Annotated in this window: 11 protein-coding genes; 3 read left to right on the forward strand and 8 right to left on the reverse strand. The window is 74.4% G+C overall.

The annotated features are described in order from the left end of the window. Window positions 1–7: 7 nt before the first annotated feature. From OG928_RS06950 to OG928_RS06975, 6 genes are all read right to left on the reverse strand, one after another. Entirely contained in the window at window positions 8–421 is a 414-nt protein-coding gene (locus tag OG928_RS06950; protein WP_406290814.1) for a very short patch repair endonuclease, read from the reverse strand. A gap of 99 nt (window positions 422–520) precedes the next feature. Continuing rightward, on the reverse strand, window positions 521–1,579 hold the full coding sequence (locus OG928_RS06955) for an ABC transporter ATP-binding protein (RefSeq protein WP_406280620.1): 1,059 nt from the start codon (window positions 1,577–1,579) through the stop codon (window positions 521–523). Beyond that, window positions 1,576–2,400: an ABC transporter permease gene (locus OG928_RS06960; RefSeq protein ID WP_406290817.1), complete on the reverse strand. Its 825-nt coding sequence runs from the start codon at window positions 2,398–2,400 to the stop codon at window positions 1,576–1,578. The genes OG928_RS06955 and OG928_RS06960 overlap by 4 nt, the downstream gene beginning before the upstream one ends. Continuing rightward, window positions 2,400–3,206 (reverse strand): molybdate ABC transporter substrate-binding protein, encoded by an 807-nt coding sequence (gene modA, locus OG928_RS06965; protein WP_406290820.1) that lies wholly within the window; start codon window positions 3,204–3,206, stop codon window positions 2,400–2,402. The genes OG928_RS06960 and modA overlap by 1 nt, the downstream gene beginning before the upstream one ends. A 60-nt stretch (window positions 3,207–3,266) precedes the next feature. Next, window positions 3,267–3,695, reverse strand: a complete 429-nt coding sequence (locus OG928_RS06970) for a molybdopterin-binding protein (RefSeq protein ID WP_406280622.1) — start codon at window positions 3,693–3,695, stop codon at window positions 3,267–3,269. A 251-nt stretch (window positions 3,696–3,946) separates the two neighbouring features. Next, window positions 3,947–5,029 carry an alpha/beta hydrolase family protein gene (locus tag OG928_RS06975; protein ID WP_406280624.1) on the reverse strand — a complete coding sequence of 361 codons (1,083 nt, stop codon included), beginning with the start codon at window positions 5,027–5,029 and terminating at the stop codon, window positions 3,947–3,949. 244 nt (window positions 5,030–5,273) lie between these two features. Here OG928_RS06975 and OG928_RS06980 point away from each other — a divergent pair, with 244 nt between their 5' ends. Further along, the gene (locus OG928_RS06980) at window positions 5,274–6,239 is read left to right on the forward strand and encodes a LysR family transcriptional regulator (RefSeq protein ID WP_406280626.1); all 966 of its coding nucleotides are present in this window, start codon (window positions 5,274–5,276) and stop codon (window positions 6,237–6,239) included. A gap of 5 nt (window positions 6,240–6,244) precedes the next feature. Here OG928_RS06980 and OG928_RS06985 read toward each other — a convergent pair whose 3' ends face one another. Next, a complete protein-coding gene (locus OG928_RS06985; protein ID WP_406280628.1) occupies window positions 6,245–6,808 on the reverse strand; it encodes a hypothetical protein in 564 nt (187 codons plus the stop codon). Window positions 6,809–7,004: 196 nt separating this feature from the next. On the opposite strand from OG928_RS06985, the gene OG928_RS06990 reads away from it, so the two are divergent. Both OG928_RS06990 and OG928_RS06995 read left to right on the forward strand, forming a co-directional pair. Beyond that, entirely contained in the window at window positions 7,005–11,972 is a 4,968-nt protein-coding gene (locus OG928_RS06990; protein ID WP_406280629.1) for a tetratricopeptide repeat protein, read from the forward strand. 18 nt (window positions 11,973–11,990) lie between these two features. Beyond that, window positions 11,991–12,413 (forward strand): hypothetical protein, encoded by a 423-nt coding sequence (locus tag OG928_RS06995; protein ID WP_406280631.1) that lies wholly within the window; start codon window positions 11,991–11,993, stop codon window positions 12,411–12,413. 216 nt (window positions 12,414–12,629) lie between these two features. Here OG928_RS06995 and OG928_RS07000 read toward each other — a convergent pair whose 3' ends face one another. Further along, window positions 12,630–13,559, reverse strand: a complete 930-nt coding sequence (locus OG928_RS07000; protein ID WP_406280633.1) for a proline dehydrogenase family protein — start codon at window positions 13,557–13,559, stop codon at window positions 12,630–12,632. Window positions 13,560–13,566: the final 7 nt, after the last annotated feature.

The following is a 13,566-nucleotide window of genomic DNA, read 5'->3' on the forward strand; positions in this document are numbered from 1 at the left end:
GGACAGGTTAGCCGGCCGCGCGGCGGGCCATGACCGCGTCCCGGACCCGGGCGGCCGCGGACAGCGCGTCCTCGTGCTCCCAGATCCGCACCACCAGCCATCCCGCCTCGGCCATCCGGCGGTCGGTGTCGGCGTCGCGGGTGCGGTTTCCCTCGATCTTGTTCCGCCAGAACTCGGCGTTGCGCTTGGGCCAGGTCGCGTGTGTGGGGCAGCCGTGCCAGAAGCAGCCGTCGACGTAGACGGCGACCCTGGTCGGGCCGAACACGACGTCGGCCTCGCGGCGGATGCCCTTGAGCGGTCGGCGGTGCACCCGGTACCGCAGGCCCATGCCGTGCAGCGCGCGCCGCAGGGCGACCTCGACGCCGGTGTCCTTGCTGCGTTGGCGACTCATCCGGGCGCGGGTCGCGTCAGTGGTGATCATGCTCGTCACACACCCATGGTGCCCGGTCGCACTGTCACCGACGGGGAATCGCGCAAGAACCACCGGAGAGCGCGGCCGGCCGCGGACGATCACCGGGGCTCACGCCGGGTACGCACGGGCCTCGGTCGCCTTCACCGCCGCCCACACCGGCTTGCCCGGCGCGAGCTCCAGCTCGGCCACCGCGAGCGGCGTGACGTCCGCCAGCAGCGGTACCGGGCCGGTCAGCTCGACCCGGACGGTGTCGCCGTGCAGCTCCATGCCGTCCACCTCGACCTGCCACAGGTTGCGCGGGCTGCCGTCGGGACGGGTCCGGTACAGCGTTACCGCGGCCGGCGGGAAGGCCACGAACACCTCCGCGGAGTCCGGCAGTTCGGCCACCACCAGGCGCTGCCCGCCGGCCAGGTCGACGCCGCCGTCCGCGCTCGTGCCCCGGTACAGGTTGAGCCCCACCAGGCGCGCGACGTAGTCGGTGCGCGGGTGCCGGGCCACCGCCGCGGGCGTGCCGTCCTGGACCGCGCGGCCCGCCTCGATCACCGTGAGCCGGTCGGCCAGCACCATCGCGTCGAGTGGGTCGTGCGTGATCACGACCGCGACGCCGTCGAAGTCGGCCAGGTGCCGGCGCAGCGTCGCGCGCACCTCCACCCGGGTGCGCGCGTCCAGCGCGGCCAGCGGCTCGTCGAGCAGCAGCAGCCTCGGGTGGGTGGCCAGCGCCCGGGCGAGGGCGACCCGCTGGGCCTGGCCGCCGGAGAGCCGGCCCGGTTTGACGCCCGCGTGCTCGGCCAGGCCGACCCGGTCCAGCCATTCGGTCGCGAGGTCGCGGGCCTCGCGCCGGCCGATGCCCTGACAGCGCGGCCCGAAGGCCACGTTGTCCCGGGCGGACAGGTGCGGGAAGAGCAGGTAGTCCTGGAAGACCACGCCCACGGGACGCCGCTCGGGCGGTGTGTACAGGCGCCGGTCCGGGTCCTCCAGGTCGGCCCCGGCCAGGCGGGTGTGCCCGCCGCTCAGCGGGGTGAGCCCGGCCAGCGCCCGCAGCGCGGTGCTCTTTCCGGCGCCGTTGGGCCCGAGCAGGGCGATCACCTCGCCGGGCGCGGCGGTGAGGTGGACGTCGAGGCGGAACGCGTCGCGCTCGACCACGAGGTGCGCGTCGAGGCCGGTCACGAGGTGGTCATCCAACGCTCGCGCAGGCCGGCGAGGATCAGCACGGACACCGCCAACAGCACGAGGGAGAGCACGATCGCGGCCTCCGGGTCGGTTTCGAGCGCGAGGTAGACCGCGAGCGGCATGGTCTGGGTCTTGCCCGGGAAGTTGCCCGCGAAGGTGATCGTCGCGCCGAACTCGCCGAGCGCGCGGGCCCACGCGAGCACCGCGCCGGCCGCGACCCCCGGCGCGATCAGCGGCAGCGTGACCCGCCGGAACGCGGTCCAGCGGGACGCGCCGAGGGTGGCGGCGGCCTCCTCGTACCGGGGGTCCGCCGCGCGCAGCGCGCCCTCGACGCTGATCACCAGGAACGGCATCGCCACGAACGCCTCGGCCACGATCACCCCGGTGGTGGTGAACGGCAGCGTGTACCCGAAGGTGTCGTCCAGCCATCGGCCGACGACCCCGTTCCGGCCGAGGACGAGCAGCAGCGCGACGCCGCCGACCACGGGCGGCAGCACCAGCGGCAGGGTCACCAGCGCGCGCACCAGCCGCCGGCCCGGGAAGTCGGTCCGGGCCAGCAGCCAGGCGAGCGGGACGCCCAGGACCAGCACGATGCCGGTCGCGATCGTCGCGGTGAACAGCGAGAGCTTGAGTGCCTCGCGGACCTCGGTACTGCCGAGCTGATCCCCCAGATCGCTCCACGGCGCCCGGATCAACAGCCCGACCAGCGGCAGCACCAGGAACACCAGGCCGATCAGGCCGGGTACGAGCAGGGCCAGTGGTGCGCCGCCGCGCCGGGGGCGATCGGTCCGCGCGCGGCGAACCCGGGGGGAGCCGATCACGGTGCCTGGAAGCCCGCCGTCGTCAGGGCCGTCCGGCCGGGCTCGGCGAGGACGAAGGCGACGAACGCCTTGGCCGCGTCCTCGTTGGGTGCCTTCGCGAGCGGGACGATGGGGTACGTGTTGACCGCCTGCGCGGATTCGGGGAAGTCCACGCCGACCACCTTGGCGCCGGCCGCCTTGACGTCCGTGCGGTACACGAGCGCGGCGTCGACCTCGCCGAGGGTCAGCTTGGTCATCGCGGCCTTGACGTCCTGTTCGAGGGTGGCCGGGGTGATCTTGACGCCGGCCGCGTCGATCGCGGTCTTGGCGGCGGCGCCGCATGGCACCTGCGGGGCGCAGAGGGCGACCTTGAGGCCGCCCTGCTTCAGGTCGGCGAGCGACTTGACGTTCTTGGGGTTGCCGGGCGCAACGGCGATCCGGAGGGTGTTCTTGGCGAATGCCGTGGGTGTGCCGTCGGCGTTCTTGGCGTCCACGACGAGCTTCATGTTCTTCTCGTCGGCGGACGCGAACACGTCGGCGGGGGCGCCCTGGTTGATGCTGCCGGCCAGCGCCGAGCTGCCCGCGTAGTTGAACTTGACCGTCACGCCGGGGTGGGCCGCCTCGAACTGCTTGCCCAGCGCGGTGAACGACTCGGTCAGCGACGCCGCGGCGAACACGTTCAGGGTGCCCTTGAGCTGCGCGGCGGCGGGCGCGTTCGACGCGGCTCCGGGTGCGCCCGCTTCGACCTTCTTGTCGTCCTTCTTGCCGTCCGACTTGTCGTCGTCGCCACAGCCGGCGAGCGCGAGCATCGCCATCGTCAGCATCGCGGCCGAGACCGCGTATCTCGCCCGCACCGTGCCCGTTGCGCCCACGCGCCACTCCCCTTATTCGAGGGAGTGCTCGCGCGCGCCCTCGGTCCGCTCGACCATGACATTCGTCGACTTCACCACCGCGGTGGCGAGCACACCGACCCGCAGCCCGAGTTCGTCCGCGGCCTCGGCGCTCATCAGCGAGACCACCCGATACGGCCCGGCCTGGATCTCGACCTGGGCCATCACGGTGTCCTTGCGGACGTCGGTGACGATCCCGCGAAAGCGGTTGCGCGCCGACGACCAGCCGAGCCGATCACTCTCCGCGCGGGCGTCCCCGATCGCGGCCGAGCGGGCGAACGCGGCGAGTGCCGTACCGTCCACCACCCGCCGACCGTTCTCGTCCCGCCGCGCGTCGAGCCGACCGGAGTCCACCCACCGCCGCACCGTGTCCGCGCTCACACCGAGCAGAGCCGCCGCGTCACCGATCCCGAACATGTTCACGGCCGGGATCCTAGTCACGCGCGCGCCTCCGAACAGAGTGAAGTCGACTCCCGCAGGCCACGGCAAAAGCCGCCACCTGCGGAGGAGCATCCTTGCAGATGCGAGGACTGCTTGGCCATATACCTCGCAGATCCGATGCGATCACGCCTTCATCGACGCAAGGTAGGCCGCGTGGACGGGGTGTCGGCGCCGTGCGTCGCCGCCGCCGGCGCACCGACAAGACCGGTGGATGCGCGGTCCCCGAAAGCGGCCTACCCGAGGTGCCCCGCCAGCCAGTCGGCCGTGCTCGGCAGCCAGTCGGCCTGGGCGTTGCAGAGCAGGTGGTCGCCGTGCGGGATCAGGAGCAGGTCGCCGTGGGGCGCCTCGCGGGCCGCCCGCTCGGCGGGGACGACGCCCGGGGTGACGTCCTGGCCGCCCTCGACGACGCGCAGCGGGCCGGCGACGCGCGCGACCGACCCGGTCAGGTCGATCCGGTCGACGAACTCCCGTGCCGCGGCAGGGCTTTTGCTCCGCACGGTCAGGGTCTCCTTGACGAACAACGGGAGTTCGGCCCAGTCGAGGCGGTAGGGCCCACTGATCGCGGCGGTGGCCAGGACGCGGGGGTCGTGGGCGGCGGTCCGGATCGCGTGGAAGCCGCCGAGGCTCAGGCCGATCAGGCCGACGCCGGGGGCCGTGTCGAGGTCCGGCCGCGACGCGAGCGCGTCGATCACCCGGGCGACCACGCGGTGATACCCGGCCTCCGGCGCGGTCCCGACCAGGGCGCCCTGACCCGGGCCGTCGAACGAGAAGGTCGCGACGCCGCGCCGGAGCAGCGCCTCGTCGACGGCGTGGAACTCCTCCTTGCCGGAGTTGAGTCCGGGCACCACGACCACGACCCGCGGCCGGGCCGGGCTGTCGACCGGTCGGCGCAACCAGCCGGCGAAGCCCTCCCCTTCGATCCGGACCGCGCCCGGGTCCAGGTACCCGAACGCCCGCCGCATCGCCTCGTCGGCCTCCCGCGCCGTCGCGACCGTGCGCGCGTGGTCGGCGAGCGGCAGGAACGTCGCGCAGTGGAACCAGCGCGCAGCCGTCCGGAACGCCTCACCCGCCGACACCGCGCGCCCGTCCGCGGCGAACCCCTCGGCCGCGCGCAGATGCCGCTCCCCCGCCGCACGGAACGCCGGCAACCACTCGTGCAGCGAACCCAGGCCGGCGGTCACCCGGTCGTACTCGTGGGGGTCGAGGCCGCAGACGATCGACCGCGAGCGGTTTCCGTCGATGAACTGCGGGAGCACGCCCGGGAGTTCTAGGAATGTGCCGGCCGAAGCGGCGGCGGCGCTTGCAGTGGTGGTCATCGTCTGCTCCCGCGAACGTATGGGGTGAAGGGGTCGGGTCAGGAGACGGTCGCTACCGGGCGAAGCCCCCGATCAGGAGTCGCCGGACCGGACGCCGTCGAACCGGACGTCGCCGGTCGGAAGTCGCCGGACCGGACGCCGTCGGACCGGACGTCGCCGGTCCAAGGAAACATCGCCCGGCCGAACGGGTCCAACAACCGACCGTCGACCCGACAACCATCGGTTGTCGCCTATGGTGAGCGGCATGGACCTAGACCTCGCGCGGGTCCGCGCCTTCGTCGCGGTGGCCGAACTCCGGCACTTCGGCCGCGCCGCCGAGCAGCTGACCATCACTCAGCAGGCGCTCTCCAAGCGGCTCGCCCGGCTCGAAGCCGAACTCGGCGCCGCGCTCGTGGATCGGGGCGGGAAGGGCGCCCCCGGCGTCACCCTCACCGAGGCCGGCACCCGCTTCCTGGAGCCGGCCCGCAAGGCGCTTGCCGCCGGCGACCTCGCGGCCGCGTCGATCCGCGGTGCCCGGCCCGCCCTGCGGATCGACGTGTGGGGCCACCTGTACGCGCCCATGCGCACGGTCGCGCGGGTCATCGCCGGCGCGCCGACCCTCGACCTCGAACCGGGTGCCGGCCGCGACCTGCCGTCGGTGGCCGCGGCCGTCCTGCGCGGCGACGTGGACGCGGGCTTCGGCCGGGTGCATCCGCTGCCCGGCCGCGAGCTCGCCGGGCTGACCCACCGCCTGGTCCGGCTCGAACCGGTCGACGCCGTCGTCGGGCCCGACCATCCGCTCGCCGACGCCGCCGAGCTGCGCCCCGGCGACCTGCGCGACAGCGTGCTGTGGTGCCCCGCGACGGTGGGCCGGCTCGACTTCCTCAAGCGGTTCGCGGACGCGTTCGGCGTCGCCGCGTGGGCCGCGGGTCCCAACCTGGGCCTGGAGCACTTCGTCGACCACCTGCGCACCGACCCCGCGAGCTTCTCGCTGCTGCCCGCCGACAGCCCGCTCCCGGACGGTTCGGCCGTGCGCTCGATCCCGCTCGTCGCGCCGACCCCGCTGTACGCGTGGTCGCTGCTCTGGAGCGCCGACCGGGCCCATCCGCACCTGGAACCGCTGCTCCGCGAGTTCGGCCGGATCGGCGCCGGCGACCGCTGGCTCGACCACGACCCGGCGCGCGACTGGCTCCCGGACACGGACCACGCGCGACTCACGGGCCGGGCGTAGTGCGGTCAGGAGACCAGGTCACCCCAGAAGGGGACCGTGGCCGGCGCGTGCTCGATCGAGCCGCCCGCGAACTCGGCGGCGATGTAGTTCGCCAGGTTCGCGCCGTACACGACGATGTCGGTCTGCATCATCGACAACACGGGATGCCCCCACTGGCCGGCGATGCCCGGCAGGTAGCGATGGGCGTACACCGGCACCATCCGCGGGACCCGCGCGAGGTGGTATCGCGCCGACTTGAGCGCGTGCTTGAGCTGCGCCGGGCGAGGCCCCCACGCCGCCGGCCAGAACGCGTTGTGCTCGACGTCGAACAGGACGCCCTCGGCCGGCCACGCGAGCCGGGTCCGCAGGTTGCGGGCGTTGCCGTCGCGCCAATTCGGCCACTTGTCGCCGAGCGGCAGGCCGACCGACAGGAAAAGCCGATGATCGGCCGCGAACCGGAACCCGTAGCCCGCTTCGACCGTCTCGAATTCGTCCTCGGCCAGACCGGGGGCGATCTCGGCGCCCGTCCGTGCCAGCAGGTCGCGCATGTCCGATACGGTCGGTCGGTCGGGAGACGGTGTGGTGCTCATGGCCACCGAGCGTAGTCGGCACCGATCCGCGCCCCGATGTCTCCTTGTCTGCTCGTGGCGCGATTTTGCCCAAGCCGGGGCTGCCAAGCGCCTGAAAGTCGGATGATCGGTGTTCTAGCATGAGCGCTCGTTCCTGGGATGAACGGTCGGGGGACCCGTTGATCGACGAAGTTCGGCATACCCTGCGGGCCGCGCGATGACGGTGCCGCTCCTCGCCGCCGTCGCGGCCCTCGTCGCCTTGGTGGCAACCCTGATGTGGTTCCGTCTCCGCCGCGGACCCGCGGCCATCGCCGCCCGCGGTGACGCGCTGTTGGCCCGGGCCGAGGCCGCGCACCGGGCGGGCCGGCTCGGTGCGGCCGAGCGGGGCTACCGTCGGGTCGCGGACGCGCTCGACAAGCCCGGCACCCCCGACGCGCTCGCCGACACACGCGGCCGGGCCCTGGTCGGGCTCGGCGAGGTGGCGGGTCGGCAGGGCCGCTCGGCGGACGCGATCGCCGCCTTCCGAGACGCCTTCGCGCTCACCGTCCTGCCGGTCGGTCCGCTGGAGCTGACCGCCGCCGAGGCGACCCGGCGGGGCGACCCCGGCCCGCTGGACATCGCGATCTGCGTCGACCTGGTCACTCGCGGGGACACCGATCCCGACCACGTCGCGCACGACTTCCTGGAGGCCCGCTGCGCGGTCACCCCCGGTCTGCCCGAAGCCGAGCTGACGGCCGTCGAACGGCTCGCGGCCCGGATCGAGGCGGGCTCGCCGCGCACCGAGTGGGCGGTCTACAGCCGCGCGTGCGCGCTGCGCGACCTGGGCCGGGCCGCCGAGGCGACGGCCGCGTTCGAACGCGCCGACCGGCTCGTGCCGCGGGCGGCCACCGGGTACGAGCTGGGCCGGCTGTACCGCGACGCCGGTCGCCCCGACGACGCGCTCGCGGCCTTCGAGCGCTCGCTCACGCTCGAGCCCGACCGGCCCGAGGTGCTGTACGCGATGGCGCTGACCCACCTGCGCCGCAAGCCCGCCGACCGGACCTCGCGCGTCGCGGCGCTGGAAGCCGCCATCGAGCTGCTCACCCGCACCTGCGCGCTCGCCCCCACCCACGCGCAGGCGTGGCTCGGCCTGGGCCGCGCGCAACACGCGCTGGGCCGGGACGCGGACGCGCTCGCCCCGCTCGCCCGGGCGTCCGAGCTGCTGCCCGAGAACCCCGACGTGCAGTTGGAGTTCGTCACGCTCACCCTGGCCCGGGGCGAACGGGCCGCCGCCTTCCCGGTGTTGCGACGGGCGCTGGCGGCCGACCCGCGCCACGTCACGGCCAACCTGACTCTGGGCACGCTGCACGACGAGGACGGCGACTTCGCGGCGGCGGCGCCGTGTTTCGAGCGGGTCGTCGCGGTCGATCCCGAGCACGCACGGGCCCGTTTCGGGCTCGGCCGGGCCCTGTTCGAGCAGGGCGACGCCGAGCGTGCCGCAGTTCACCTGGCCGCGGTCCGCGGGCGCGACGCGGCGCAGCACCACCTGCTCGCGCGCGCCTACAGCGCGGCCGGCGAACTCGCGTCGGCCGAGGCGGCGTTCGCGGCGGCGATAGAGGCCGGCGACGACAGCGCGATCGCGCATCACCGGCAGGCTTGTGTGCGGCTGCGGCTCGGCCGGCGACCCGAGGCGATCTCGTCGTTCTGGCGGGTGTTGGACCGGGTGGAGGACGACGCGCCGCTGGCCGCGGAGGCATTGCTCTTCCGCGGCATCGCCTATCGCGAGGAAGGCGACCTCGGCGCCGCGCGGGCCGACGCCGAGGCCGCGGTGTCCGCGCTGCCGGGCGATCCGCGGGCGCACTACGCGCGCGGGTGCGTGGCCGTGCTGGAGGACGAATGGCAGCTGGCGCAGCGCGAGTTCGCGATCGCGACCCGGGTCGACCCGGACTACGCGCCGGCCCGGTTCGGGCTCGGCCTGGTCCGTGAGCACACCGGCGATCTCGCGGGGGCCGTCGAGGCGTACGAGATCGGACTCGCGACCCGCCCGGACTGGACGCCGGCCGTCGTCCGGCTCGGCGCGGCCCGGATCGCGACCGGCCGGATCGCGGACGGGATCGAGGTGCTCGGCCGGGTCCGGTCCGAGCCGACCGGTTCGGCGCGCTTCCATCTCGGGCTCGGGTACGCGCGGTTGGGGCACGTGGACCGCGCGGACGAGTTGTGGGCCGCGCCGGACGGGGTCAACGACGCGATCCGCGAGCACAACGTGGCGACCGCGCGCGACCTGCTCGCGCGGGCCGCGCTGACCGCCGGGGAGCACGCGGTGGCGCGCGAGCACTGGCAGGCCTGCCGGAACGCGTTCCCCGACCACGAGGGGTATCGGGTCGCGCTCGCCGAGACGCTGTTTCGCGAGGGCGCCGAGCTGCTGCGGTTCGGGCGCGAACGCGGCGCGCCGCTGATGGCCGCGCGGGATCGGTTGGGCGCGGCGGTGGCGCTGGTGCCGGGCGATCGGCGGGTCCGGGTGCACCTGGCGATCGCGGCGCTGTACGCGGGCGAACCGGCGGTGGCGGTCCGGCTCTCGGCCGCGCTCGATCCGGTGGCCGATCCGCGGGTGGGCCACCTCGCGCCGTTGGCCCGGCTCGCGCTGGGCGCGGGCACCGTCCCGCTGGGCGCGCTGGCCGAGGCCGAGCCGGCCGCGTGGGCGGTGCGCGGCATGCAGGCGGCGCGGGCTCGCCGGTGGGCCGACGCGGCGCACGCGTATCGGCGCGCGCTGGTGGTCCCGGGTCCGGTCGAGGCGGAACCGCTCGCGGCGGTGTGCGAGGCGTCGGAGTGCGTGGCGTCGGCGCGGGCCGCGTGTGGGCAGTGCGGGCGGGCGTTCTGCGCCGACCACGGCGTGCTCGGCGGCGGGGCGGGCGAACTGCCGGTGCGCTGCGGGACGTGTGTGGACGCGATGCTGACCGCGCTGACCTCGTGTGCGCGTCAGGCCGGCGCGGGCGACGAGGCGGAGGACGAGCTGACCCGCTGGGCGAGTGGCAGCGGACGCACCGCCGCCCACCACCTGCTGGCCCTCCTGCGCGCCCAGCGCGGCGATCACGACGCCGCGCTCGCGGGCCTGGAAGTGGTCCTGGCCGGGCCCGCCGCGAGCGACGCCGGACGGCTGATCGCGGCCCGCGTGTACGTGCGCCGGGCCGCCGCGAACAGCACCGACCTGATGGCCGCCGCGTCGGACGTGGAACGCGCCGCGCACCTGGTGCCGGATCTGCCCGCGGTCCGCCGGGCCCGGCCGCTGCTGCGCGCGTGGCAGGCCCTCGCGCACGCCCGGGCCGACCGGCACGAGGCCGCGCTGGCGATCCGGCTCGACCTGGAGCGGGCCGAGCCGAGCGACGTGCGCAACCTCCAGTGCATGGCGCTGTCCGCGCTGCGCGCGGGACTCGCCGACGACGCGGGCCGGACCACCACGATGTGGCGGCTCGCGTGCGGGACGTGGGCCGCGGTGCTGTACAGCCCGCGTTTTTGGGCCGACCTCGAACTGCGGACCGGGCGCGAGGTCGCGCCGGACCGGATCGAGGCCGCGCGCACCGAGCAGATCGAGCGGATCCACCGCGAGTTGCACGAGCGCGCCGAGCACAGCGAGGGCGCCGTGGCCGCGCTGTACCGCGAGCTGGCCCAGTTGTGGGCCCTCGAGGTGGACGTGACCGCACGGGTGGCGCGGCTGGATCCGGCCCTGGCCGGGATCGCCTGCGGGCCGGTGCTGCTCGACCGGATCGCCGACCCCGAGAGCGGCTCGGCGGCGGGCCGCGACCTCGCGAACGCGGTGCACGCGGCCGCCGATCAGCACACGCGCGACCTGCTGGGGCCGCTGGGGGTGTACCACCACCTGATCGGTACGGGCAGGTTCGACGAGGCGATCACGGGCCTGACCGGCCTCGCGGGCCTCGCCGGGCCGGCCGCGACGCCGGGGGTCGCGGCGCTGCTGACGCGGGCCCACCTCGCCCGGGCCCGGGACCTGGCCGGCCGGGAGGCGTGGGCCGAGGCGCTGGCCTGCCTGGAACAGGCCGACCCGATCCCGGCCGAGGCGACCGAGTTCGCGGCCGACGTCGGGATCCGGGCCGCCCGCGCCGTGCCGGCCGCCGAGGGCACCGGGCACGCGGCGGCGGCTCGGCTCCTGGAGCGCACGTGGGCGCTGGTCCCGGACGGCCCCGGCCTGCGCGAGCACCTGGCCGCGTCGTACACGGAGCTGTCCCGCGAGGCGAACGACCGCAAGCGGCACCGCGAGGCGATCGCGCTGATCCGCAAGGCCCTGGACCTGACCCCCGACGACCCGGCGGTCCGCGCTCCGGCCGCCGCCGCGCTGCGCGGTCTGGTGATGACCCTGCTCGCCGAGAACACCGACACCGCCGTCGAGGAGGCGGTCACCGCGATGCGCGAGGCGTTCGCGCTCGATCCCGGCGAGACCAGCCGGATCGGGCTCACCAACGCGCTGTTCCTGAGCGCGGAACGGCTCGCGTTGCGCGGTGGTGCGCGCGAGCAGGCGATCGCGGCGATGCGCGAGGCGCTCGAACTCGTCGACGAGCCCGCGTGGGAGAGCGCCTCGGCGTCGGCGGAGGCCCGCCGGCGGGTGGCCGCGCTCCTGGTGGACGCGGCGCTGAAGGGCGAGCGGGAGAAGGACTTCGCCCGCGCGATCACGCTGCTCGAGGAGGCCCGGTACTACGGCGACGACCCGCCCACGCGCCGCGCGCTCGCGTTCAACCACTACTACGCGCAGCACTACCAGCTCGCCGAGGAGCTGCTGCGGCACGAGATCACCAGCGACCTGGAGATCGACTCGGTGCGCGACGCGTGGGTCGTGGTGGTCGTCGACTGGGGTTACGACCTGCTCGCCAAGGGCCGCCCGTACGACGCGATCGAGGTGCTCAAGGCCGGACTTCACACCTTCGAGGAGCCGCGGATCCGGGACGCCCTGGTGGCCGTGTACATGCGGGAGGAGCGCCATCAGGACGCGATCGCGACCCTGGAGGCGGTGCCGTTGACGCCCGACAACACCAGGCTGCTCGCGCTCGCGCTGCACAACGAGGGGGTCAGGCAGGCGAACATGGGCCACAACCACACGGCCCTGGTCCACCTGGAGCGCGCCAACGAACTGCACGGCACCGACGGCACCCGGGAGATCCTGGAGGAGATCAAAGCCCGGATCCACGGCTACTACTGACCTGACGGAGCACGGACCATGCCCGCATCGGAGCGATCGCCCTACGACGTCCTCGGGATCACCCCGGCGGCCACGCCCCCGGACGTACACGCCGCCTACGAGAGCGCGCTGGCCGCGGCGACGGGCCCGGCCGAGCGCGAGGCGTGCACGACCGCCTACCTGCACCTGCGCAACACGAGTCGGCGCCTGGGCGCGGACATCCTGGAGTTCGCCGCCCCCGACTCGGCGACCACAGCGCGCGAAGCCTTCGCCGGGGTCGCCGACGAGCCCTTCCTGGCCCCCGACGCGCCCCCACCGGCGATCCCCGCCCTGGTCGTCCTCCGCCGCGGAGACACCTCCGGCGACCACCGCGAACCACCCCCCACCAAGGGCACCTTCGCCATCCCGGACCGCTTCACGGCCACGGCCGACGTACTCCCACCGGTGGACATCCCAGAGTGACGCGGGACCGTCCTCAAACGCCGGCCGGGCTCGGTGGCCTCAAACGCCGGCCGGGCTGTTTGGCCTCAAACGCCGGCCGGGCTATAAACAGCCCGTCCGGCGTTTGAGGACACCTCGGCCGAAGGCCGGGTCATTCAGCCCGGCCGGCGCTTGAGGCCACCCCAGCCTGGCCGGCGCTTGAGGCCAACCCAGCCCGGCCGGCGTTTGAGGCCGCTCCTAGCCCTTCGTGGCCAAAGAGCGCAGGAAGAACGTCAAATTGGCCGGCCGCTCCGCGAGCCTCCGCATGAAGTAGCCGTACCACTCGGCCCCATACGGAAGGTAGATCCGCATCAGGTCCCCATGCTCCACGATCCGCATCTGCTCCTCCGGCCGAATGCCATAGAGCATCTGGAACTCGAAGCTCCCCGGCGCCCGCCCGGCCCGATCCGCGAGATGCCGAGCGATCGCGATCAACCGCGGGTCGTGCGAGGCCACCATCGGATACCCCGCCCCCGCCATCAGCACGCGCAAGCACCGCACGTACGAGCGGTCCACATCGCCCTTCTCCTGGAACGCCACCGACTCGGGCTCCTGGTACGCACCCTTGCAGAGCCGCACGCGCGAGCCCTCGTACGCGAGGTCCCGGCAGTCCTGCTCGGTGCGGTACAGGTACGCCTGGAGCACCGCGCCGACCCACGGGAAGTCCGCGCGCAGCTCGCGCAGGATGCCGAGCGTCGAGTCGGTGGTGGTGTGGTCCTCCATGTCGAGCGTGACCGTGGTGCCCACGGCCGCGGCGGCCGTACAGATCCGCCGCGCGTTCTCCAACGCGATCCGCTCGCCGTCGCCGGGCAGGAACTGCCCGACGGCGGACAGCTTGACCGACACCTCGGCACTGCGGGCCAGGCCGGTCTCCCCGAGGGTGGCCAACAGCGCGTCGTACGCGAGCACCGTCGCGTCGGCCTGGGCCCGGTCGGCGGTGTCCTCGCCGAGGTGATCGAGCGTCACCTTGCGGCCGGAGTCCACGAGTTCGCGGGTGACCCGGACCGCGTCGGCCATGGCGTCGCCCGCGACGAAGCGGTCCACGATCGCCTTGGTCGGCGGCAGGTTCTCGACCAGGGACCGGGTCCGCGGCGACCGGGCCGCCGCGAGGATGGGGCTGCGGAGCATGATCTTC

The organism is Embleya sp. NBC_00896, assembly GCF_045207785.1.
In the GTDB taxonomy this organism is placed as follows: Bacteria; Actinomycetota; Actinomycetes; order Streptomycetales; family Streptomycetaceae; genus Embleya.